The 24,911-nt window shown below is 36.9% G+C and carries 22 protein-coding genes and 1 tRNA gene; 4 read left to right on the forward strand and 19 right to left on the reverse strand.

The features are described from left to right. Positions 1 to 29 precede the first annotated feature (29 nt). The 7 genes from BXY82_RS02455 to BXY82_RS02485 form a co-directional block, all read right to left on the reverse strand. Positions 30 to 311 (reverse strand): hypothetical protein, encoded by a 282-nt coding sequence (locus BXY82_RS02455; RefSeq protein ID WP_133756592.1) that lies wholly within the window; start codon positions 309 to 311, stop codon positions 30 to 32. Between the two features lie 208 nt (positions 312 to 519). Then, positions 520 to 864 carry a hypothetical protein gene (locus BXY82_RS02460; protein ID WP_133756593.1) on the reverse strand — a complete coding sequence of 115 codons (345 nt, stop codon included), beginning with the start codon at positions 862 to 864 and terminating at the stop codon, positions 520 to 522. A gap of 95 nt (positions 865 to 959) precedes the next feature. Then, on the reverse strand, positions 960 to 1,682 hold the full coding sequence (locus tag BXY82_RS02465; RefSeq protein WP_133756594.1) for a hypothetical protein: 723 nt from the start codon (positions 1,680 to 1,682) through the stop codon (positions 960 to 962). A gap of 492 nt (positions 1,683 to 2,174) precedes the next feature. Continuing rightward, positions 2,175 to 2,924: a cyclase family protein gene (locus BXY82_RS02470; protein ID WP_133756595.1), complete on the reverse strand. Its 750-nt coding sequence runs from the start codon at positions 2,922 to 2,924 to the stop codon at positions 2,175 to 2,177. Further along, a complete protein-coding gene (gene hemW / locus BXY82_RS02475; protein WP_133756596.1) occupies positions 2,921 to 4,066 on the reverse strand; it encodes a radical SAM family heme chaperone HemW in 1,146 nt (381 codons plus the stop codon). Before hemW ends, BXY82_RS02470 begins: the two co-directional genes overlap by 4 nt. 166 nt (positions 4,067 to 4,232) lie before the next feature. Next, a complete protein-coding gene (gene ruvC, locus BXY82_RS02480) occupies positions 4,233 to 4,787 on the reverse strand; it encodes a crossover junction endodeoxyribonuclease RuvC (protein ID WP_133756597.1) in 555 nt (184 codons plus the stop codon). After that, positions 4,788 to 5,429, reverse strand: coding sequence for an outer membrane beta-barrel protein (locus BXY82_RS02485; protein ID WP_133756598.1), 642 nt, complete (start codon positions 5,427 to 5,429; stop codon positions 4,788 to 4,790). Positions 5,430 to 5,456: 27 nt separating this feature from the next. Between BXY82_RS02485 and BXY82_RS02490 the strand changes: the two genes are divergently transcribed. Together BXY82_RS02490 and BXY82_RS02495 are read left to right on the forward strand one after the other, a co-directional pair. Beyond that, complete coding sequence (locus tag BXY82_RS02490) at positions 5,457 to 6,425, forward strand: lysylphosphatidylglycerol synthase domain-containing protein (RefSeq protein WP_243835658.1); 969 nt, start codon at positions 5,457 to 5,459, stop codon at positions 6,423 to 6,425. Beyond that, the gene (locus BXY82_RS02495; protein ID WP_133756599.1) at positions 6,422 to 7,543 is read left to right on the forward strand and encodes a glycosyltransferase family 2 protein; all 1,122 of its coding nucleotides are present in this window, start codon (positions 6,422 to 6,424) and stop codon (positions 7,541 to 7,543) included. Before BXY82_RS02490 ends, BXY82_RS02495 begins: the two co-directional genes overlap by 4 nt. A 13-nt stretch (positions 7,544 to 7,556) precedes the next feature. Here BXY82_RS02495 and BXY82_RS02500 read toward each other — a convergent pair whose 3' ends face one another. From BXY82_RS02500 to dnaE, 12 genes are all read right to left on the reverse strand, one after another. Further along, positions 7,557 to 8,030: a hypothetical protein gene (locus BXY82_RS02500; protein ID WP_133756600.1), complete on the reverse strand. Its 474-nt coding sequence runs from the start codon at positions 8,028 to 8,030 to the stop codon at positions 7,557 to 7,559. 98 nt (positions 8,031 to 8,128) lie between these two features. After that, a complete protein-coding gene (locus BXY82_RS02505) occupies positions 8,129 to 9,265 on the reverse strand; it encodes a tetratricopeptide repeat protein (protein WP_133756601.1) in 1,137 nt (378 codons plus the stop codon). An 11-nt stretch (positions 9,266 to 9,276) separates the two neighbouring features. Continuing rightward, entirely contained in the window at positions 9,277 to 11,583 is a 2,307-nt protein-coding gene (locus BXY82_RS02510) for a M56 family metallopeptidase (protein ID WP_133756602.1), read from the reverse strand. 2 nt (positions 11,584 to 11,585) lie between these two features. Beyond that, positions 11,586 to 11,948, reverse strand: a complete 363-nt coding sequence (locus tag BXY82_RS02515) for a BlaI/MecI/CopY family transcriptional regulator (RefSeq protein WP_133756603.1) — start codon at positions 11,946 to 11,948, stop codon at positions 11,586 to 11,588. A gap of 441 nt (positions 11,949 to 12,389) precedes the next feature. Then, positions 12,390 to 13,058 (reverse strand): response regulator, encoded by a 669-nt coding sequence (locus BXY82_RS02520; RefSeq protein ID WP_133756604.1) that lies wholly within the window; start codon positions 13,056 to 13,058, stop codon positions 12,390 to 12,392. Positions 13,059 to 13,064: 6 nt separating this feature from the next. After that, positions 13,065 to 15,029, reverse strand: a complete 1,965-nt coding sequence (locus BXY82_RS02525; protein WP_133756605.1) for a tetratricopeptide repeat-containing sensor histidine kinase — start codon at positions 15,027 to 15,029, stop codon at positions 13,065 to 13,067. Between the two features lie 195 nt (positions 15,030 to 15,224). Continuing rightward, the gene (locus tag BXY82_RS15415; protein ID WP_166643243.1) at positions 15,225 to 15,392 is read right to left on the reverse strand and encodes a hypothetical protein; all 168 of its coding nucleotides are present in this window, start codon (positions 15,390 to 15,392) and stop codon (positions 15,225 to 15,227) included. A 570-nt stretch (positions 15,393 to 15,962) separates the two neighbouring features. Further along, positions 15,963 to 16,036: transfer RNA gene (locus BXY82_RS02530), tRNA-Asp, on the reverse strand. An 80-nt stretch (positions 16,037 to 16,116) separates the two neighbouring features. Beyond that, a complete protein-coding gene (locus BXY82_RS02535; RefSeq protein ID WP_133756606.1) occupies positions 16,117 to 17,046 on the reverse strand; it encodes a DUF58 domain-containing protein in 930 nt (309 codons plus the stop codon). A gap of 273 nt (positions 17,047 to 17,319) precedes the next feature. Next, complete coding sequence (locus BXY82_RS02540; protein WP_133756607.1) at positions 17,320 to 17,865, reverse strand: ClpP family protease; 546 nt, start codon at positions 17,863 to 17,865, stop codon at positions 17,320 to 17,322. A gap of 164 nt (positions 17,866 to 18,029) precedes the next feature. Continuing rightward, on the reverse strand, positions 18,030 to 18,347 hold the full coding sequence (trxA, locus tag BXY82_RS02545) for a thioredoxin (protein WP_133756608.1): 318 nt from the start codon (positions 18,345 to 18,347) through the stop codon (positions 18,030 to 18,032). A gap of 249 nt (positions 18,348 to 18,596) precedes the next feature. After that, positions 18,597 to 22,985, reverse strand: coding sequence for a DNA polymerase III subunit alpha (dnaE, locus tag BXY82_RS02550; protein WP_133756609.1), 4,389 nt, complete (start codon positions 22,983 to 22,985; stop codon positions 18,597 to 18,599). 615 nt (positions 22,986 to 23,600) lie between these two features. On the opposite strand from dnaE, the gene BXY82_RS02555 reads away from it, so the two are divergent. Together BXY82_RS02555 and rimM are read left to right on the forward strand one after the other, a co-directional pair. Next, on the forward strand, positions 23,601 to 24,173 hold the full coding sequence (locus BXY82_RS02555) for a 30S ribosomal protein S16 (RefSeq protein ID WP_133756610.1): 573 nt from the start codon (positions 23,601 to 23,603) through the stop codon (positions 24,171 to 24,173). Between the two features lie 207 nt (positions 24,174 to 24,380). Continuing rightward, positions 24,381 to 24,908: a ribosome maturation factor RimM gene (gene rimM, locus BXY82_RS02560; RefSeq protein WP_133756611.1), complete on the forward strand. Its 528-nt coding sequence runs from the start codon at positions 24,381 to 24,383 to the stop codon at positions 24,906 to 24,908. Positions 24,909 to 24,911: the final 3 nt, after the last annotated feature.

Raw genomic sequence — 24,911 nt, forward strand, 5'->3', positions numbered from 1 at the left:
ACTAGAGTATTTCTTAGCTTGCCTCAATATTAATTTGAAGAAGATCTAAAATAATAGGTGGCATCCTTCGGAACAGCAGCCACACTAGTGTGTTTATGATTTTTATAACGCGACCGATCCTCTTCTGGTGCATCTGGAAAATGATATGTTCCGATAACTTCCGTTTTAACCAGATTCCAGCCTGCTTTAAAATTTAAGTCATAAATCACATTAGTTGCTACTATTAACGGGGTCCCCGTATTACTTAAATCGCCTTTCCAATCTTCATTAGCTTTTATCCCGCAGTCTTTTTCCGCGTAAACCCATGACAATAGGTACCCTTCATCACCAAAATATAAATTTCCAGAGGTTAATTAATTCGAGGACACTTTCTCGGAATTCCCTGCCGTTAGCGCACCGATTTTTTGATCATTTTGGTACACTAACAGATATGAGTTGAGTTTAAACCCCGCCTCTCCGTTAGTGTATTGATAGACATCTGGATTGTGGATATCATAAAAGATATTGCTGTTTTTGAAGTTATTCAAGGGTTTTAAATCTGGTATCTTTTCCGACGGATTCAGCACTATTGTTGCATCGGCTTCTATGACCAACCTTAACATTCTTGACCTTATTTGTTCTTACATCGTAGCCATGATTGAACACAAGGTCTGCAACTCCAAGGTTCCAGTTTGCCATTTTTTTATTGTTAGTGCTAGATAACACGTTGTTTTTTACAGTGACAACATTGTCTATCTTACTTTTATCAGTCTTAATTATATCCTTCTCCATTCTTTTTTGTTGAGCTTCAGCTTGCTGCATCACCTCATCAAGATTGATACATTCCATCAGACTATCGCGCATTCTGGTTACCTTATCTATCATTTTTGTTGCTCCGGAGTTTGCCCGATAGTGGCATGTCCTAGGATGAGCATCAACAGGACGAGAATTTGATTATACGGCTTCATTAACATCTAATTTTAAAAATATTTGCCAATCCACTTTGCATTAGGCGCGGTAGACTGAGATGAAGACACTGCTATTTTAGTAGGCTTCTTAATTTTATCAAACGAATTTTCTTCATACATACTTGGAATGCTGTGCTCCTCCACACTTTCAATTTTATATTCAATAAAATTAAAGCCCGGTTCTAAATGTAAATTATAACTATAGGTGGTTACTAGAGCATCATCGTCAGTATAGGTGATTGTGGCAGTACAATCTCCTTGATAGTTGAACTCAGATTCCATATACACGAGCTCAAAATAGGATCCCAAAACTGCGTCAACATCACCGTAGGACTCGAGCCACGGCACCAAATTTTCATCGGTAACCATAAATAACAGACCGGCATATGGATTGTCTTTTGAGCGTAAGGATATATAACCGCCAGGAGCAGCTTTTATGTTTTCATCCTCAGAGAGGATATTATAACTATTATCGCATTTAGAAAATAAGGTAAAAGCAGCGTCATTCATAAAATTTGTCGTCACCTCTTCAGAGAGAAAATTTAAATCATTAGGGAAATTAAAATGTAGTTCTCCTGTATTAGAAATGGTACCAATTGAAACAGGTTGCTCCATACCAAAAGAGAAAAGCACCAAATCCATGGCACTCAAGGTGTGATTATCTACTTTAGCAAGCGGCTGTGCCACACTAATTTGTATCGAAAATAAGGCCAAAAGTAAAAGTGTATTTTTCATGGTTTCTCTATTTTTAAGCGTTAGTATATCATTTTTTCTTCATGGTTATTTATTATATGCTTTAAAACCATTCAAATCATTACTATTTAGGGAGTTCCACAGTTGATCCACATCCATTGCTTTCCCTTCTAAGGTGACATAGAAGCGATTATCATACAGAAACCTAATTCAATATAAATAGTTTTATAATACGGGGGCCAATCTGATCTGCGAGAACCTGAGTCCTTAATATAATTAAAAACCCGATGGTTCTTTAGCAAGGATATTCAATTGATACGATTCACACCATTTCGAATACAATTCTTTTATATCTTGACTGAAATTAACAACAAAATCCGCACTCGTGTACAACCCTATAATAATGAAAACTAATCAGTTAACATGTAAATATACTGTAAAACACGATTATATTTAATTGAGATTTTTGAAAAAAAGTAGAACTATAGATGTTACGCGCCTTGAACTCTAATTTTTGACGATTGAAACTTTAACTTACGCCAAAATTTCATACAAAATGGGCTTACTCGGGCTTGCATCATTCTCAAATGGTGCAATTTGCAGATTTAACATATAGTTACCATCTTTAATCTTATTCCTTACATAGATAAATTCTGTAATGGTGCAGTGCATGCGGCGCTCTCCATCAAAATTCCAAAAGGCCTTATGTGCCAGTAATTTGCCGCCGTCATGCTCTCTATCTACACTAGGTAAATCAATCAACACATGTTGAATGCCTTGTTCCCTGATAAAAACCATGGCTTCTTCGGTTAAATAAGCCCAGTTGGTTTCAGAATAGTGCCGATTCTTCTTGTCTTTTGTATTTGGCATTGTCCTAATTACGAGTGCTTCCGGTTTTTTATCTTTAAGCAAGGCTTCAATTTGCTTTTTAGAAATGATGGTGTCCTTCATATAATTTTCAGGGGCCACTGAAATCAACTCTGCAGTAAAGAAAAACTGTTTTAAATTTTTATTGATGGAATGAAATTCTTCGGTAATGTGCCCAATACATTCTGTATGCGTGCCGTGTGCATGCGGATTGAAGTAAATATCATTAAAATTAACATCAGCCCCAGCTTTGACGCTCCCAATAAAATCTTTAGTTTTTACAGGCTCAATTTTGGGCTCGGAAATATACCAAGCATTGACATTGCGCTTTGAAGCACGCAATGGAATGGAGATGTCAAGCGGATTTGAAAGGTCTATTTGAAGTTTTCCCGAATTATGTTCAATAGTTGTTATCAAGATGTATTAATTTTAAAAAGATCAGAAGCGATACCGTCACTCAAGAATTTACCTTTTTTGGTGACCAGTAATTTGCCATCATCAAGATACAATAAATGTTCAAGAATGTGTTTTTGAGATTGTTCTAAAAGGTACTTTTTATACTCAATTCCGAACTCTTTTTCCACTTTTTCGATGGAAACGCCCCATATAGTGCGCAGTCCGGTCATTACATATTCGTTGTACTTATCAGTGATTGAAAGCGTTTCAATCTCCAGCGGCAATATGTTTTCATCCAAAGATTTGATGTATTTGATGTTGTTTCGAACGTTCCAACCGCGGTGTTTACCATCAAAAGAATGGGCAGAAGGACCAACACCTAAATATGGTTTCCCTTGCCAATACGCTGAATTGTTTCTACTGAAATAGTCCGATTTTCCAAAATTAGAAAGTTCATAATGGATAAACCCTACTGACTCCAATTTCTCTATTAGGAGGTAGAATTGCTCTTGGGCTTGGTCGTCATCAACATTTTTAATGATGCCTTTTTTTATGAAGGTGTCCAAAGCGGTTTTTGGCTCTACCGTTAAGGCATAACTGGAAATATGCGGAATATTGAATGCCAATGCAGTTTCTATGTTTTGAAGCCAACGTTCATTGGTCAGTCCTGGAATTCCGTATATTAAATCGACGGAGATATTATCAAAATGTAGCGTCGCTTCCTCTAGACATTTTTGAGCTTCTTCGGCATTGTGCGCGCGATTCATCAGTTTCAAATCTTCTTCAAAAAAGGACTGGATGCCGATGGAGAGACGGTTTATGCCGATACTTTTATACTGTTCAAATATAGATTTTGAAGTGCTATCAAATAAATCGTCCGGATTGGCTTCAAGTGTTATTTCAGGATTTGCGGTAACTTCATAATGCTTATACACTTCTTCAATCAACAATCTTAACTCTTCAATCGACAATAACGAAGGGGTTCCGCCACCAAAATAAATAGTTTGAATGACCTGGTTTTTAAATTCGTCTTTGCGCAATTCCAACTCTTTAACTAAGGCCCCAACTAATTCATCCTTCTTTTTTAATGAGGTTGAAAAATGAAAGTCGCAGTAGTGACAGGCTTGTTTGCAAAATGGGATGTGAATGTAAATTCCGGACATTTATGTTGAATAACGAATAACGAATAACGAATAACGAAAATAAAAAAATGCATTCAGAACAACCTCTAGAGCGGCCTCAAACTTTTAAAAACATATCAACCTAAAGCAATAGAAACCTGAAACAATAGAAACCTGAAACTAAAAAACCCGAAACAACAGAAACCACCTATTTCTTAACCCTACTCTCGTTCTGTTTTACAAACGCATCCCATCCCGTATAACTCTTCCCAATCTCCACACGACCTTCGTTATAATGATGGCAAACGGCTGCAGCCAATCCATCAGTAGCATCAAGATTTTTAGGCAAGGTTTTTAATTGGAGGACACTTTGGAGCATTTTTGCGACTTGCTCTTTACTGGCATTCCCACTTCCGGTAATGGCCATCTTAATTTTTTTTGGAGAATACTCGGTAATGGGTATTTCCCTACTTAAACCGGCTGCCATGGCAACGCCTTGCGCCCGACCAAGCTTGAGCATACTTTGTACATTCTTTCCAAAAAAAGGGGCTTCAATGGCAATTTCATCAGGATGATGCGTGTCTATAAGTTCTATGGTGCGCTCAAAAATAAGCTTAAGCTTTAGATAATGATCATCATATTTTTTGAGATCAAGTTCATTCATCTGAAGGAAAGTCATGGTTTTACCCACCACTTTTATAAGCCCGAAACCCATAATTGTTGTTCCAGGGTCAATCCCTAAAATAATTCGTTCTTTACTCATTTAATAACAATAGTTGCATCCGCTCAAAGATAGGGATACCCCAACTGCCACATACATTAAATCGCCATTAAATGAATATCCGTCAACAACGGGATCATATTTCCTTTTTCCAGAAAGCGACAACGCATAAGATCCGTCAATAAAGACGGATAATGATTCTGACAGTCTATAATGCACTTCCAAACCACCCAAAAAGTTTGGATAGGCATAGGTATTGTTGGTATCAGCACCTAATGGAGCTGTCATCGTTACCCCAGGCCCTGCATGCCCTACAACACCTATGGGCGCAGGTAAAAAAGTAAACACATCTTTAAAATCGTAGACCAATTGTGCATTGATACGTGTATAATTCAACTTGAAATCCTTAGATCCCTCAGCAGATTTCGATCGATTATAACCTAAATCGAGCTTAGCCCCAAAGTTTTCAGAAAACATATGTTGTACACCTATATTTATTGATGGAAAGTTGACATATTCTGAGTAATATTCGTCATCGTCCACCACATCAATAGGATTGTTAAATCCCAAACTCACCTGAAGCTTCCATTGTTCAACATCCCTCTGAGCCACACATAAAGATGTGGTCATTAGGGAGAGCAATAAGAGCCAAACTAAGTTTTGTGTTTTAAAATAAGTCGCCATAAGCTAAATATCATTTAATTTGTAACCATGTTAACAGCTATCTCCTACAAATCTAAGCAATTCTCACTTGTACTTATAAAAATAGGAATAGTTGTTAGTGCATTTTATCTCATATACAATAAATTATTTCAGCATAGCGATTTTCATTTTGCCGATCTCTTAATCATTTTGACCAAGTTTAGCGCAATTTCATTTGACGCTGTACTTTTTTTAATGGTTTTAAGCTGTTTTAACTGGTTTTTAGAAATATTAAAATGGCGTCATCTGGTCACTGCAATTACTAAAATCACCTTTAAAAAAGCAAAATCACAAACTTTGGGTGCGTTTACAGCCTCATTAATAACCCCAAATCGGATAGGCGAATACGGTGCAAAGGCGCTATATTATCACCCTTCACTTCGCAAAGAAATCATGCTTTTAAACTTGCTTGGTAACACAGCCCAAATGGCTGCCACTACCATTTTTGGTGGCATTGGAATGATCTATTTCAGCCTTCATTTTAATCCTGAATTTAATTATGATAAAATCATACTTTGGTTTTCAGCAATTATCCTGGGGTCTGTCTTGCTGTGGTTTATTGTAACGTCCACTATGTTTGGAAAATATAAAAAATCGCTAAAAAAACTAATAAAATTCATAAAGACCATTCCAAAAGAAATAACTGTGAAGACGGTTATGTATTCTGCATTCCGCTACCTCGTTTTTTCGCATCAATTCTATATAATACTGCTCATGTTTGATATTAATACACCCTATAGTCATGCTATGGCCGCCATATCAACCATGTATCTATTGTCTTCTATAATACCTTCTATTTTTATTTTTGATGTGGTCATTAAAGGTGGTATTGCTATTTACATATTTGGATTACTTGGCATTTCTCAACCCATAGTTTTCGCTATTGTCACCTTAATGTGGGTGTTAAATGTGGTGTTGCCGAGCATTATAGGAAGTTACTACGTATTGCAATTTAAACTACCAAATACTGAAACATGATGGCAATTATCATTACCATTACCGTACTCTATGTCCTGTTGATTGGAAGTTTGTGCTGGGGATTTGAGCGCGTAACATCTTTTGTACCAAGCTCTGTTAAGGCAAAAACGCGCTTTACCATCATTGTTCCGTTCAGAAATGAAGCCCAAAATATTCCCTTGCTTTTGGCATCTATTTCTTGTCTTGACTACCCTAAGGCTATGTTTGAGGTGATTCTGGTAGATGATGATTCTACGGATGACTCTCGGAATAATATTGAAGATTTTGTAGAGTCTCAAGGAAACATCCAAGTTATTAGAACCACGCGCAGCACAACCTCTCCAAAAAAAGATGCGATTACTTTAGCCATATCATTAGCCACAACGGATTGGATCATTACCACAGATGCTGATTGTGTACTTCCCAAACAATGGCTAAAGTGTTTTGATGCTTACATTCAAGAACATGATGCCGCCCTTATTGCTGCACCTGTTTCTTACGATGGTGTCCACGGATTTTTACAGAATTTTCAATTGTTGGATGTGTTGAGTTTACAAGGTGCCACTATTGGTGGTTTCGGGATTAAAAAACCGTTCTTATGTAATGGTGCTAATTTGGCTTATACCAAACACTTATTTAATGAAGTTAATGGTTTTGAAGGTAATTCAGAAGTGGCGAGTGGCGACGATGTCTTTCTATTGGAAAAAGCAAGCGCAAGCACTCCGCATCAAGTGCATTATTTAAAAAGCAAACACGCTATAGTGACTACTAAAGCGTTAAATTCTATATCAGCACTGGTCAATCAGCGGGTGCGATGGGCTGCAAAATCGAGTGCCTATAAAAAGCTGTTCGGGAAACTTGCAGGAAGTCTTGTCTTTGCTCAAAACGCACTCGTGATAACGTGTCTTTGCTTGACCCTGTTTGGCGTGCTAAGTGCACACCTCCTTTTGTATGTGTTTCTAATCAAGACAGGTATTGATTTTGTACATATTTATAAATCGGCAGCATTTTTCAATCAATCAAAACACCTCAAGCATTATGCATTAGCGGCATTTATTTATCCTTTTTTTAGTGTGTATGTAGTGGTAATTGCTGTATTTATAGGGTATCATTGGAAAGACAGAAGCTACCAAAAATAACGGTTAGAAAAGACTAATTGATATTGACAATAACGGGTAAACTGAATTCTGTTGCCACTTGCTGACTACGTTTAATGGCTGGATAAATTTTAGGAAGCGAATCAAAACTGTGTCTTAAAATGCTGTCCAATTCCGGAATCTGCGCTTGCGTCATCGAGTCCATATCAATGTTTTTGATTGAAAACTTCCCTTTTTTATCAATATGAATCTTTAAAACGACGGTATCTGAAACATCATCAGTGACTATGATTTTTTGATTCCCTAAATGTGATGCCAATAAATTATGGAGATAATTCTCAAAGCAGACTTTCTTTTCTTGGTTGGTGGTGGCGCCCTCACAATCAGCAAAGGTTGGATAGTCATCCACATCATTCCAGTTGATGGCCTGGATTTCTTCTTCAAGAAGTTGTTCTGTCGATACTTTTTTAGATTGAAAATAATCGCAAGACGTCAGTAAGATAAGGAAAACAAGTAAAAATGGCTTCATTTAATAATGTAACTGAAGCTGAAAAATACAATTTTTTTGGCGAATTGTTTCACTTCGGAGAGTTCTGTTATACAATTTCTATGAAGAGGTATTTATGGCTATTCGGATTTCATAAATTTTTCCTCCTTCAACTCTCGTAATCGTCGGTCTGCAAAGTAAACAAACATGCTTTTTGGGAACTTTTCTTTAAAAACCTCATAAGCCTTTATTTTAGAATCGGCGTCAGCATAATATTCATCTTTTGTCCGCGCCAGAAAGAACTGCGCCCGCTCATCTTTTGGGTTTTCCTTGACGGCGATTTGTAAGGCTGCGATGCCTTCTTTATATTTTTTCTGCTGATTTAATACTGTTGCCAACTTTGTATACTCAACATTTAATGGCTGATCCATAATGTCCAAAGCCTTAGTGAGCCATTCTTCTGCGGAAGCGAAATCATTAATTTTTTCATATAATTGACCCAAAATATAAAGATTTGTTGCATTCTTGGGGTCAAAATTCACGGCACGCTTGGCATGGACAATGGCTTTTACATACGCCATTTGTTCAGCATAGCAAAAGCTCAATTTTTCGTGGATAAATTGGGAATTCTCACCCAATTCCAAAAGTTTTTCAAACCCTTGTGACGCAGTCTTGTAATCTTGTTTCCAATAGTAATTCAGGGCTTTTAGGTTTATCAACTCTGTATTATTCTCATAACTCTCCAAACCAATGTTAATATATTTTAAAGAAGCCTCATGGTTGCGCTTTACCAAAAATTGTTTGGCTATTTTATAAATGGCCTTCTGATGGGTGGGATCAAGTAGAAAAGCAGATTGAAACCTACTCATAGCCGTTGAATCTCCTTGTTGTTCTAAAAGCAATCCAAGTTCATAATGGTAATTAGGGTTTTTAGCATCCTGAGATACCAACTCATTTAACAAGGTCTCTGCGGCTTTTATTTTCTTGCTCCTAGCGAGTAGCTTTGCATAATCATATTTAAGAAGTGCATCCTCAGGAAATGCCTGTGATGCACGTTCATAATTATTTAAAGCTTCGTCGTAATTACCAAGCGCCATGTAGGCTTTGGCCAATTTTTCATAGACTTGCTCTTGCTGCTCAAATGATTTAAAAACGGTTATAGCCTGCGCATAGTTGCCATGGGCATACAAACTGTCCGCGCGTTTTAAGCTGGCGTCCTGCGCCTGTATAGACCATGTGAGAAGCGCCACAATTAAAAGCCTAAGGGATTTGGGCATAGTGGAATGATTTAGTTTTTAGCTTTGGGTACAGTTTCATTTACCTGAAATAAAATCGGTAAACTATACGGTACAACTACCGCTTTCCCTCTCTGTTTGCCCGGTTTCATTTTTGGCAATAGTCCAATTACACGAATCGCCTCTTTTTCCAATTCTGGATGCGGCGCTCTCGATCTTATATCGGTAATACTGCCATCCTTACCAATTTTAAAAATTACCGTAATACGCTGCATTCCTTTTAGCCCCAAATCATTGGCTAATTTGGTATTGAAGTTATTATTGACAAATTGGCTGATTTCATCTGAGGTACATTTTTTTCGATCCACCTCTGCCTCTAATGAAATGCAAGACAGGATATATGGGGCTTCTTCTATAACGGCATAAGGAACTTCCAACAAATTTTCTGAAGATTTTTCGTGAACTTCCACCGCCTCAATATTCTTTTCTTGGTTTTCGGGATTCTTTTGATTCGATTTTCTAGATGCTACATCATCTTTCAAATTTTCATTAATTTCAAACAGTATAGGCAAGCTATAAGGTACCGTAACCGCTTTCCCTCTTTGTTTCCCAGGTGTGAAATCTGGCATTGCTTTAGTGACTCTTATAGCTTCAGCTTCTAAATCGGGATGCGATGCTCTCGACCTAACTTCTCTAACTTTTCCGTCCTTACCGATCTTAAAAATAACACTGATCCGCTGTCTACCTTTCAAACCAAGTGTATTTGCGAGGTCAACATTAAAATTTTCGTTAACAAATTGTGCTACTTTATCTGAGGTGCATGTTTTATCAACATCCTTCGATCCTGATGGCTCACAACCTTCAAATAATGGCACTTCTTCAATGACGGCGTATGGCACTTCAATATCTTGAGATTCCATATTGTTTTTTGTAACATCTGCGCCTTTTTTTCCAAAATCAGATATTATACTCGAAGTGCCATCTACCAATGTCAATTTATAATAAAAATCATCTTTTTTAATTAGATCCAATTTTTCATCTTTTCGTTTTTGTTCGGCGTCGGTTAAATTTCCTATATTCTCAACAAACAAACGCAGCTCACCATCTCTTGCGCCATTTTCCCAACTTCTTTTTGCTTCATCAGTTTTTTTATAAGCGAGGTAATCTTCATAGGTTTTAAATCTATTTATTGAGCGCTTAAACTGTGCATCATCAACTTCGGTAAAATTACCTTCATCTTGCTTTTTGTTATTCATTTTGGTAAACATATAATTCCAAAAAGCTTGATTTTTTGCAACTTCATCTTTACTTTTAATATACCTATCTCCTGCTTTGCCATATAGCTTATAAGCTTCAATAAAAAACTTATTTTTATCATATAAGTTGTCAATCTCTTTGTAATACTTGTCCACTAGCTCCTGGAACGTCAATTCCTGATTGAATTTTTCTTCCTCTAAAAATGGAATAGACTCCTTTATTACACTCGCATAAGACGAGGTGTACAACAACATTCCTGTCACCATTGGAATTAATAATGCGTATTTAAAAAGATGGATCTGTTTTGATTTTGATTTGCTTAACATAGCGATTCGTTTTTTGATTAATGATTGTTTGAAAAAAGGATTGATGAATGAAATGTGTTGGGTCTCAAAAACCTGAGACAACAGACTTTGGTAATAGGCGGATTTGCCTTTATATTTTACGGCTTTGGCATCGGCAATAAATTCGTGCAGGGTGGATACTCTGCTTTGATACATATACACCATTGGATTAAACCAAAAGGCAATGCGCAAGACTTCAAAAATCAGCAAATCGATACTATGTCTTTCCTTAACGTGTACCAGTTCATGCTGCACAATATGTTCTTTTTTATCAGATTCGATTTCTGTACCTAAAAAAATGTAGTGGAAAAATGAAAACGCTGCACTACTATTCAATACATATACAATTAAAGCCTCGCCCTCCCAACGTTGTGGATTTTTGTTATAGAGCTTGTATAGTTTAACAATCTTATAGGCTAAAATTGCAGCCGTGAGCACCATACCAACCACCCAAACATGAGTCCATGAGACACTCATAGCCTGATCAGAAATTTGCACTGTTGGCATCATTTCCATACCATAACTAAGGTCTGACGACACCTCTCCAATAATAACTTCGGGCAATCGGACCACCATAGGCTCTGGCACAATGGCTCTAAAACTTTCGAATTTAAGAAATGGCAAAAGCACGGATAAGAGCGCCGTACCTAGCAAATACGCGCGATTCCAATTAAAAAAAGTCTCTTTTTTTAAGAATAGGTCATAAATAATCAGAAAGAATATTTGAAACGCAACGGTCTGTAGGATATAATGCAGCATAATCAGTTCTCTTTTTGGTTAATATCCTTTAAGATGGATTCCATTTCTTTTAGGCTGAGATCATTTTTCTTCACAAAAAAAGATACCATACTTTTAAACGACCCTTGAAAATAATTGTCCACCAACATATTAATACTTTGGTTGCTATATTCCGTTTTTGAAAGAATTGGAAAATAAATATGGCCCTTACCTTGCTTTTCATAATCCACAAAACCTTTGCTTTCTAGAATCCGCACAATAGTGGACACGGTATTGTAGGCGGGTTTTGGGTCTGGCAATTGCTCAATAACCTGTTTAACATTGGCTTTTTTAAGTTGCCATAGCACTTGCATGATTTCCTCTTCGGCTTTTGTAAGTTGTTTCATCTTTAAACCTGCACTTGCCAATTGGCAAACTTTACTGCAGTAGTTTTTAATGTCATGTGAATGTTGCTGGTGTAGAAATTAAGAGTTGAAATTCTGCAACTCACTAATTTCCTGATGCTAATATAACTAAAAAATTAGTTGAAACTAATTATTTAGTTATAAATTTTACTAAAGAAGTGAAGAATCAAAAAAAATAAAACCTAATAACATCCAGATTTGGGGCAGTTATTAGGTTTATTTTACTGTGCTATTAACTAACGCAACAATGTACTTAGAGGGATTAATTAATTATTGTTGACGGGATAAATTTAAATAAACATATTGAGATTAAGTTACGGGATATCCGTAAACTTTGTACGGTAAAACCGTAGTAATGAGGCATAGTAAGCTGCAAATAACATTTAAAGAGGTATAAAAAATTAGAATATTTAACACTTACACCTACAGAAAACCCATTTTTTTGGCTTCCTCAAGCAAAGTTTCATCTTTTCCATCCTCTACAGAGAACAACAACTTGAGTTGTCGTTTGCGCTTTTCTATGGCGCTCATAGATAAATTAATGTGTTCTCGTAAGGTAATTGTTCTAATGCCCTGGGAAAGTAAATGCAATATCTTCCTATTGATATCATCTACATATATATCGGTAGAAATAGATTTTTTAAGGTAGTTATTTACTGTATTGCTATAATAGGGTGGCGTTGTCAAGATGTGTTGAAATGCCTCAGCTAGTTCACTTGAGGTCATATCGCTTTTAATCAAAAACCCGTCAGGGTTAATTTCTTTAATGATATTATGTACTCTATACGATTCATTAAACATGGTCAGGATGACCACCTTAGCGTTAGGCATGAGCTCGCGTGTCAACTTTGCCAAATCTTCACCGGAAGTCAATTTGCCATTGGAAGAACTTGGCAAACTGATATCGAAAAAACAAATATCGTATGGTTTTTCAATAGCCGCCCGTTGCAGCAACTGATGCGCCGTATCACAATCATTTGCAGTTTCTATCTGTAAAATTTGATCGTCATGCTTAGTGGCCATGAGCGTGTTTTCATAACCTTCAATAATAATAGGATGATCATCTACCATTAAAATGTGAATATGTTGCATAGTTGTTTAGGTTGTGTAGGGGATTTTTATGAGTGTTGTCGTGCCTTTATCAATCTCCGACTGAAATTTTACAGTGCCATCAAGCTCCTCAATTCGAGATCTTATGTTTTTTAGACCAATGCCTTTTTTGCTCTTGTTAACTTCAAATCCGACACCATCATCGGTAATGGATAAGCAAATTACAGCTTTTTTTAATTCGATACTAATTTTGACATGTTTGGCTTTGGCATGTTTATAAATATTCTGGAGCGACTCTTGAACGATTCTATACAGATTGATTTTAGTTTTATTGGATATAATTTCCCAATTGATGTCATCTGTAAAATCAAACTGACATTCCAATTGATAGGCTTGGGCTTGTTTGTCAATGAGTTCAGATAAAATATCCATAAATCCGGAACCAGAAATAAAATCTGTATTCAGGTCATGAGAAATTTTCCGAATGTCATTTTCGATGGTTTTAAGTTCTGCGATATATTTAGAACGTACTTGGACCGCCTCCTTTCCTTCATTAAAATTATAGCTGTCTAAGCTTAAACGGGTCCCAAACAAACGTCCCAACACCCCATCATGTAATTCTTGGGAGATTCGCTTTTTCTCTTCTGCCCTGGCACCATCAACTTTATCTTGCTGCGACAACATGAGATTATAAATTTCTTCGTTGGCCTCTTGTTGGTCTTGCTTAAATTTCAATTCCTTATTTTTATTGCGTTGGGTAAAAATAATGTAAACCAATAAAGACGTTAATAGAAGCACCATTGAACTGATAACCCACCACATCTTTTCTGTCGCAATCTTCTCTTTTTCCAATTCTAGCTGATCCGTTTCAAACTCTATGCGGGCAAATTTATTACGAATTCTGCGTTCATTTGCCAATAAGCTGTCACTGAGATAAATATGTTCTCTTAAAAACGCCTTACCTTCTTCACCTGGTTTGAGTTCAGACAACAAAACCATCGACTCTAATAAAATGTCATTTGAGGAAATCTCGTTAGCTAATTTGTAAGATTGTTCAGCATATTGAACGGCTTGATCAAGCTTTCCTCGACCTTTGTAAAATTTTGCTAAATCAATCGAAACATTCAACTTGTTAATAGGATCGTCGAGACTGTCAGATATACGATATGCTTTTGCAAACATATTTTCCAATTGTTTATAATCTTGGTTCCCATTAAGAAATCTTGCAAAGGCTACATTATCTAACACCAAGGCATAAAAATTAGGATCCAAATCGAACAACGCCTTTTGTTTTAGAATACCCTCATAAATATCTAATGCTGTCTTAAGTGCTCCTTTCTCTTTGTAAACATGGGCAATGTTATTTTCGGAAGACAATTTCAACAATAAGCCATTGTCCATCTTTTCAGCCATTTCATAGGCTTTGTGATGATATTCTATAGCTTTGTCATATAATTTTAAAGTAGTGGCTCCGCCCCCAATTCTATTGTAAAGCAGCCATAGACTTTCATAATTATAATCGTTTTTTGGAAGTTGCTCAGTTAACTTAATAGCATTGATGGCACTTTCTTCACTCCCAATATAATCTTTCTCCAATTTCTGGATTTCAGAAATATTAATCAATATTTCCACTTGTCGAGACGCCATGTCCAACTGTTCTGAAATTTTATATGCTTTGGTGTAGTAGTAATAGGCGCTATCATTTTGAGTTCTACTCCGATGATGATACCAACCCAAATTGTGGCTAGCAATGGCCAAGGCCAGTGAGTCGTTAATTTTTTTGGATAATCTTAAATTGTCAAAATTGACATTTCTAAATTCGTCAAATTTGCCCGTGTAGATACAAAGCGCTGAATAATTTTGATTCGATTTAATAATGATGGAATCAATTTTTAATTTCTTTGAATACCCAACAGCGCTTCGGGCAAATTGAAATCGCTCTTCTAATGAATGCTCGTCAGCCTTGCTCAGTGCTCGAAATTTTACGACACTATCATACTCAGCTGATTTCAATTTATTTTGGGAATAAGTCCCTAGGCTGAAAAACAAGACTAAAATGAATAGAGGTAACCTCAACACGCTGGAATGGATTTGTTGTATAATTTCAAATTTAGGATAATTTATTTAATCTAATAGTTTTAATTCAATCCAATACCAAAAGCCCTTATAGTATTTATAAGGGCTCTGAATAAGCTATTATAAGAGTGACTATCCTTGGGTCGGAATACGAATACCGTCTCTGGAGTGTGCTAATAAATCGTATTGAGTTTTTGCAGGTTCGTAAGTATTCGCCTCTTTTTGAGCAGGTGTTTTATCTGTTTGACTAGAAACAGTTAAAAATAATGCAAGTAACAATGTAATTTTTAGGGTCTTCATTTTAATCAATTTTAAAGGTTATGAATAGTTTAGTTAATTAATAATTGGGCATGGAACATGCCATTCGAGGGAAGAATGGATTATTAATTTTTTGAGCGTTAAGCTCCAACATTGCATAACACTATTGAGGGATAGTTTATATTTGCAATACCGTTTATAAAATGGATTAAAATTTTCTAGATAAGCTAGTTAACAACTCATATAGAATTACAAATATATTATAAAAAAGTTATTAACAATGTTTATTAGCAGATAAAATGCAAATTATTGCGATTAAATTCATACACAAACACATATAAACGAGGTTTTTAGCATTGATGAGTGGAAAAAGAATTAGCAACAGGTTGTGTATTCAAAAAGTTGTCCATACCCTAAAACAAAAAAGCATCCCGATTCTGTTATAAACAGAAAAGGAAAGCTTCTCATCGGAATACCAAATTGCTTTGGTATCACTACGTTTATCTAAACTTTCATTCAGATAAAACAACACAACATCTTCATATTCCCATGACGATAGGAATCGCGCGAAAAAAAAGCTCCAAATTTCTTTAGAGCTTCCTAGCATTATTGCGGTCTGGACGGGACTCGAACCCGCGACCTCCGCCGTGACAGGGCGGCATTCTAACCAACTGAACTACCAGACCGTTGCGTTAATGCGAGTGCAAATATACACTGCATTTTCAATATCGCAAATATTTTGTGTGATTTTTTAAAAAAAATTTGACTACTTAAATTTACTCCGCTCTACCATGTATGTTGTCAGGATCTTATCAAAATCCTTTGTGATATCGGCTTCCACATATTTAATTTGGTATTGACCGCATTTTAGACGTAACGTATCAAAATAAGAAGTTACAGCGCTTGCATAAGCGTCCTTCATAGTTTCAGGATACAATTTTATATCTGCACCTGTTTCGACATCTACAAACGTTTTGGGGGTATTATCAAAATCAAACAGTTTTTCTTTACCCTTATCAAAAACATGAAATAATACGACTTCATGCTTTTTATGCTTCAGGTGCCGTAGTGCCTCAAAAAGCTTAGAGTTGTCAGTGCTTGTTTGAAACATATCCGTAAAAAAGAAAATCAACGATCTCCTATGGATTTTCTCCGCAATTTGGTGTAAATAAGTATAGGTTTCAGTTTGTCTTTTTATAGGTTTCGTAGAAACTGTTCTGCTCAATTCGCCCAACAGCATTTGATGGTGGCGTTCACTTCCTTTTTCTGGAGCATAATAGTCATAAGCATCACTATAAATACTCATCCCAACCGCGTCGCGCTGCTTTTTAAGGATATGCATCAAACTGGCAGATGCCAAGGCTGTAAACGCAATTTTGTTCAGTTGAGCAATCGAAAATGAGGCCATCTCCGGATAATGCATAGAACTGCTATTGTCAATTATCAAGTGGCAACGTAAATTGGTCTCCTCATCATAGCGCTTGGTATAGAGTCTATCGGTTTTGGCATAGAGCTTCCAATCGATATGCTTAGTGCTTTCGCCTTGGTTATAAATTTTATGCTCTGCAAATTCTGCCGAAAACCCATGAAATGGACTCTTATGCATCCCCGCTATAAAACCTTCCACCACCCGTTTGGCGAGAAGTTCGAGGTTTTTAAAACCTCCGGTTTTATTGAGTTCTGCTTGAAGATTCATTGGAAAAGATATGAGACCGCTTTGCTTTTACTATTAAGTATTAAGATTATGGATTAAGAAATTGATGTTTCGTTCTTAAGCTAAAATTAGTTGATCTAATGTGTTCAGTCAGTATTTCACGTGATTAATTATAACGAAATGTCAGTTCGAGTGTTTTTAAAGGCCCTGCTATTTGGCAGGGTATCTAAAAATATATCGAGAACCTTTAATTGTTGCCTCAAGATTCTCGATATATGTTTCATATGGTTCATTATAAAATAACTCCAATAGCTATTATTTCAAAACTTTGTCCACAATACCATAAGCCACAGATTCCTCAGCGCCCATCCAATGGTCACGGTTAAAATCTTTCATAACTTTTTCTAAGGTCTGTCCACAGTTTTCCGCTAATAAACGGGCGCTCAATTCTTTTGTTTTAAGAATTTCCTGAGCTGTAATTTCAATATCACTTGCCGGGCCACGAGCACCACCACTTGGCTGATGTATCATGACGCGAGCGTGCGGCTGAATAAAGCGTTTGCCTTTTTCGCCTGCGGATAATAAAATGGATCCCATTGATGCTGCAAATCCTGTACAGATAGTAGAAACGTCACTTTTTAAAGATTTCATACAGTCATAAATTGCAAAACCAGAAGTAACATATCCACCTGGACTATTAATGTATAAATGAATGTCTTTGGTGTCTAAAGCATCCAAATACATCAAACGATCAATGACATGTTTAGCAGACTTGTCATCCACTTGCCCCCAAAGGAACACTTTACGCTCTTCTATCAACTTGCTATCAATAGCATCTTGTATTTTCTTTTTATCACTCATTATTCTTAATTTTTATCTAAATTAAAAAAAGGTTTACCATTACAGCAAACCTTTTATCATTTTATCTGATTATTCTATTTTTTACTAACAGTCAAAACATCATAGTCAACTAATGCACATTCAATTATGGCTAAAGTCAGATGCTTTATACTATTAAAAACGATCTATAATAGGCCGTCAATAGCGTCAGTGTAGGCATTTTTAGGCGCTACACCTACTTGTCTTCCTACAACTTCTCCGTTTTGGAATACCAATACAGTTGGAATGTTACGCACACCATATTTGGCAGCAAACTCCTGGTTTGCATCAACGTCTACTTTACCAACTACTGCTTTTCCTTCATACTCTTCACTAATTTGGTCAATGATTGGGCCTACCATTCTGCAAGGTCCACACCAAGCTGCCCAAAAATCTACCATTACAGGTTTATCACTTTTTAAAACCATTTCTTCAAAGTTTGCATCTGTTATTTCTAATGCCATATTTTCTATGCTTTAATTTGTTTTACTTCAGTTTAATATACAAAATTAGTCAAAATATTTAGCAATCCTTACACGTACGACATTTGTTTTGATTATCGTTGAATGTGTACTGGTTATGAACACCATTTGCGACAATACATCGGATTTTTTTATATTCCAACCCAACACCTTTTCCTAAGTTATATGATGAAAATGGTGTTACAAAAAGAGTACCACTAAAATACCATGCACAAAATCAAGATCATTTCCCTAATTCAACTTATAGTATACGTTTTGATTATTCAACTCGTCCAACAGTTCCTGCGATATCTTTACTTTTTGTTTCCTACTCGGCATATGCAATTTCATTTTTTCAGCATTGTCATAAACCACAAAATTTAAGGCGTGATTTCCCTCGTGCATTCGTAACACCTCTTCAAGCGCCTTAATTTTACTCTCTTTCAAATCTTTTATTTCCAATTGAATAGACAATTTTTTAGCGTAGGTATCCATCACATCATGTAACAGTTGGAAACTTGTAAACTGCAACCGTGGGTCACTCTTTTTTCCGGTGTCCTTATTGGTCCAACCTTCCTTGACATACACTTTAACATACACAAATGAACTTCTTACCAAAAAATGTCTAAACCTCAGGTACTCTTCTCCAAAAATCCGGAATTCAAAACTATCCGTATAATCTTCAATAGTAAACATGGCCCATCCCTTACCTTGCTTGCTCACCCGATGTTCTACATTGGTAACCACCCCGCCAAATGTCATTTCACGGTTTACATAAGATTCCAAGTTTGCAAAATGCGCTAGAGTAGCATTGCAGAAGGTTTTCATTTCAATTCTAAAATCGTCCAGTGGATGTCCAGAAATGTAAATCCCTACCACTTCCCGTTCTTGGGCTAATTTTTCCATAGTGCCCCATTCTTCACAAGGTGGCACTAATGGCTCTGCTATTTGTACATCACTCGCATCTCCAAACAAACTGACTTGGGCTGAATTTTCATTTTCTTGATGTTTACTACCGTACTTGATGGCTTTTTCCAAAAAGGTGATGCCATCACCGTCATCCTGAAAATACTGGGCTCTATGCGTATCTGAAAAGCAATCAAACCCACCAGCCAAGGCTAGATTTTCAAAAGCTTTTTTGTTGGCTGCCCGCAAATCGACGCGCTTGGCAAAATCGAATATCGATTTGTAATGGCCGTCTTTTCTTCTGTTCTCTACAATGGTCATTACAGCTCCTTGACCAACACCTTTAATGGCGCCCATTCCAAACCTGACCGCATTGTCTTTATTTACGGAGAATTTATAATAGGATTCATTAACATCCGGCCCCAAAACATTCAACTTCATACGTTTACATTCCTCCATAAAAAATGTCACCTGCTTGATGTCATTCATATTATTACTCAATACCGCCGCCATATATTCGGCAGGGTAATGTGCTTTTAAATAGGCAGTTTGGTAAGCAATCCACGCATAACAAGTGGAATGCGACTTATTGAAGGCATAACTTGCAAAGGCTTCCCAGTCTTTCCAAATTTTTTCTAATTTTTTGGCATCGTGGCCTTTTGCAGCTGCTTGGGTAATAAATTGAGGTTTCATCTTATCCAACACCGCAATTTGCTTTTTACCCATAGCCTTACGCAACACGTCGGCCTCACCTTTGGTAAACCCCGCCAATTTTTGGGACAGCAACATTACTTGCTCTTGATAGACCGTAATTCCGTAGGTTTCCTTCAAGTATTCTTCCATGGCAGGAAGGTCGTATTCAATCTCTTCGTCACCATGTTTCCTTCTGGTAAAACTCGGGATATATTCCATCGGCCCTGGGCGGTAGAGGGCATTCATCGCAATTAAATCCTCAAAAACAGTTGGTTTTAATTCCTTAAGATGCTTTTGCATCCCCGGCGATTCGTATTGAAACACACCAACGGTCTCACCCTTTTGGAACAACTCATACGTTAATTCATCATCTAAAGGAAAGGTGTCCGGATCCAAATCAATATCGTGCTTCGCTTTCACGATTTTTACCGTATCCTTAATTAAGGTCAGGGTTTTTAAGCCTAAGAAATCCATTTTCAGTAAGCCGGCATCCTCCACCACGGAGTTGTCAAATTGCGTCACATACAAATCAGAATCTTTAGCAGTGGACACAGGCACGAACTTCGTGATGTCATCTGGGGTGATAATTACCCCACAGGCATGGATCCCAGTGTTGCGTACAGAACCCTCCAGCATACGCGCCAAATTAACGGTTTCCGACTCTAATCCTGAGCCTTCCGCGATATTGAGGAGTTCGTTTACTTTTTCTAAATCTTCTGATCTGAACGCTTTACTCAACTGCTTTTCATCATACCCAAAAATTTTGCCCAATTTGGACATGGTAGGTATTAATTTTGCTATTCTATCGGCATCAAAAAGTGGTAAATCTAAAACCCTTGCGGTGTCTCTAATAGACGACTTAGCCGCCATGGTGCCATAGGTAATAATTTGCGCTACTTGGCTACTACCGTACTTTTTGATCACGTAGTCCATAACCCTACTCCGGCCTTCATCATCAAAATCAATATCTATATCTGGCATGCTTACACGATCCGGATTGAGGAAACGCTCAAAAAGCAGATTGTACTTTAGCGGATCAATATTGGTTATCTTTAAACAATACGCCACTACGGAACCTGCTGCTGAACCACGGCCGGGCCCTACAGACACATCCATATTCCGGGCTTCGCGGATAAAATCTTCAACAATCAAAAAATATCCTGGATAGCCTGTATTTTCAATAACGCTTAATTCGAAATCGAGACGTTCTTTAATTTCATCTGTTAATTCAGTGTAGCGTTTTTTAGCGCCTTCATAGGTTAGGTGACGTAAATAAGCATTTTCACCACGTTTGCCTTTATCATGTAGATCTTCCTCATGTTTAAATTCGTCAGGTATATCAAAAGCAGGTAACAAGACATCTCTTGCCAATTCAAAAGGTTCAATTTTATCAACAACCTCTTGAATATTGGAAATGGCATCTGGCAAGTCCTTAAAGAGCTTTTTCATCTCTTCAGACGACTTGAAATAATACTCTTGATTAGGCATTCCGTAACGGTATCCACGCCCACGACCTATTGGCGTAGCTTGCTTTTCACCATCTTTTACACACAATAAAATATCATGCGCATTGGCGTCTTCCTTATTACAGTAATAAGTGTTGTTCGTGGCCACTAACTTGATCTCATGTTTTCGAGCAAAATCTACCAGCACCGGATTTACACGGTTTTCGTCCTCTTGGTTATGGCGCATCAACTCAATATAAAGATCGTCACCAAATTCTGCTTTCCACCAAAGCAATGCTTCTTCTGCTTGATTCTCACCAACATTCAAGATCTTGCTCGGCACCTCTCCATAAAGGTTACCCGTGAGCACAATTAAATCTTCTTTATACTGTTGAATCAGTTTTTTATCGATTCGGGGCAAATAGTAAAATCCATCCACAAAGGCATGAGATGACAATTTGGCTAAATTATGGTAGCCTCTTTTATTTTTTGCGAGTAACACAATTTGGTAACCGTTATCTTTTCTGCTTTTATCCGTATGGTCTTCGCATACAAAGAACTCACAACCCAAAATTGGTTTGATAATCTTTTCTTTTGGAGTTTCACCGCGCTCTTCAGCCGTTTTGTTTCTAGCTTCAACTCCTCGGTTATGATTGCTTACTGCTTTCATAAAATGAAAAGCTCCCATCATATTGGCATGATCTGTCAACGCCACTGCTGGCATATTTTGCCGTGCCGCGGCCGCCACTAAATCAGCAATACTAATAGTAGATTGCAAGACAGAAAATTGGGAATGGTTGTGCAAATGTGCAAATTCAACCTCTTTTAATTCTTTAATATTTTGAGCGATCTCCGTTTTAGATGGCTCATCAGCTTCTTGTAGGGCTTCAATCTGTTTCTTGATTTTAGCGCTCTCCGCTTTTAGGTTAATATGTTTTAACCCAATTAGCTGAATTGTTTCTGGATTCTCACGAGTGAAATTTTCAAAATAATCTGCAGGTGCATCCAATTGCTCCACAGTATACTCTTTACGCCTTACCAATTCTAAAAAACAACGCGTAGTTGCCTCCACATCCGCTGTTGCATTATGGGCTTCTGCAAAAGGTTGATTGAATAAAAATTGGTGGAGTTCCGTTAAGGTTGGCAATTTAAACTTTCCATAGCGCCCTCCTGGCAATTGACATAAACTAGCGGTATGTTCTGTACAGGTATCCAAAACCGGAAGTTCCTGCAAAACATTCTCAACATTTTCACGGTAAAATTCCGCACCCATGATATTCAAGTCAAACCCCACGTTCTGACCCACTACAAACTTGGCTTTGGCCAAGGCGGCGTTAAACTTTTCTAAGACTTCTACCAAAGATACCCCTTGTTGCTGTGCTAGTTCAGTGGAAATCCCGTGAATTTTCTCAGCATCATAAGGAATATTAAAACCTTCAGGTTTTACCAAATAATCCTGATGCTCAATACAGTTGCCCATGGCATCATGCAATTGCCAAGCAATTTGTATACATCTTGGCCAATTGTCAGTATCGCTAAGAGGTGCGTCCCAACGTTTTGGTAATCCTGTAGTTTCAGTATCGAAAATTAAATACATGCGTTGTAATCTGTAAATGGTAAGTTATTTAATGCTAATGTCGTTTTCTTCTTTAAAATCTGACAGTCTCGATCACTTTTGATAGTATAAAAAAATATCCCTGCAGTAGTGACGTAATCCTAATCTCATTGCTCTCAGTCTAGAATGTCTTCTAGCGCTAAAATCAATCGTATTGACTATCAAAACATTAAAAATTGATTTTTTTCAAAAGAAAAGTTTTTAAAATTACATATAATTAACGCCTTTTTGAAATGAAAGTTATGAACAGTTCAAATAATATAATATGTTGGTGTTATCAACCAATCACGTCAGATTAGAACGAAGCAATCTGAGTTATTTTATAGCTTTTTGCCGAAAACACCTATAAATTTAACCTGCCTAAAAGGACAAAAATTCCTCCAATATTTTTAATCCACTAATATAAAGCGCAATAAATATCAAAAGGCTCTTACTCATTACGTTGAAAATCACAAAAAAAGCGTCATTATTTGCAACAAACTATTCATGAATACAAATTTTGTAGTATCTTTGCGCCCGCCTTAATGACATAAATTGTTTATGTCGGGCAGGCATTTATTAATAATAGAGGTCGCGAACCTCACTAATTAATTATTTATGGCAGTAAAAATTAGATTACAAAGACGCGGAAAAAAAGGGAAACCTTATTTCTGGATTGTTGCAGCTGATGCACGATCAAAAAGAGATGGTAAATACTTAGAGAAAATCGGTGCTTACAATCCTACCACAAATCCAGCAACAATTGAATTAAATGTTGATGATGCTGTAAAATGGCTTCAAAATGGTGCACAACCTACTGATACGGCAAGAGCAATTTTGTCTTACAAGGGTGCCATGTTGAAAAATCATCTTGCAGGTGGTGTCAGAAAAGGTGCTTTAACTGAAGAACAAGCAGAGGAGAAATTCGCAGCTTGGTTAGATGAAAAAGCAAACAAAGTAGACGCTAAGAAAGACGGTTTGGCTAAAGCGCAAGCAGATGCTAAAGCTAAGGCTCTTGAAGCTGAAAAAGAAGTAAATGCAAAACGTGAAGCTGAAGCTGCAAAGCTTGTTGCTGATGCCGAAGCTGCTGAAGCGGCCGCAAATGCTCCTGCTGAGGAAGCAACTGATGTTGAAGCTACTACTACTGAAGAAGCTGCAGCTGATGACGCTGAAACAAAAACAGAAGAATAAAGAATTTATTTTTTATACTTTTAAACTCCGATATGACCTATCGGAGTTTTTTTGTGAAATAGCATTCTTTTTTGAAGAAAAAAAAATGCGTAATTAAACAAATCCTGCCTTTTGGCGAGATCTTATGATTAGTTTTGCACATTCCCTCTTTTTAGAAGGACCTTGTTGTATACATCAAGTTAAAGACTTAACAAAAAAAAAGAACCGATGTTAAAAAAAGACTGCTTCTACGTTGGCAAAATTGTAAAAAAATACAGTTTTAAAGGAGAATTATTGATAAAATTAGATACCGATGAACCAGAGATCTATGAAGATATGGAATCGGTTTTTGTTGAGCTTCGCAATAATCTGGTGCCGTTTTTCATTGAATCATCCCAATTGCACAAATCAGAATTGTTGCGCATCAAATTTGAAGATGTCGATACTGAGCAGGATGCAGATGCCCTTTTAAAATCTGATATTTATCTACCTCTAGAATTTCTGCCTAAACTTGAAGGCAACAAGTTCTATTTTCATGAGATTATCGGGTTTACCGTTGAGGATGTCAATTTTGGAACGGTGGGTATTGTTAAATCGGTCAACGATACTACAGCACAGGCACTTTTTGAAATAGACCGCGATGGAATTGAAATTTTGATTCCGCTTAACGATGCTTTTATCAAAAACGTGGATAAACAAAATAAACTAATTGTGGTAGACACGCCTGAAGGCTTAATAGATCTTTACTTACAATAACCA

This window comes from Gelidibacter sediminis (assembly GCF_004364975.1).
Taxonomy (GTDB): Bacteria; Bacteroidota; Bacteroidia; order Flavobacteriales; family Flavobacteriaceae; genus Gelidibacter; species Gelidibacter sediminis.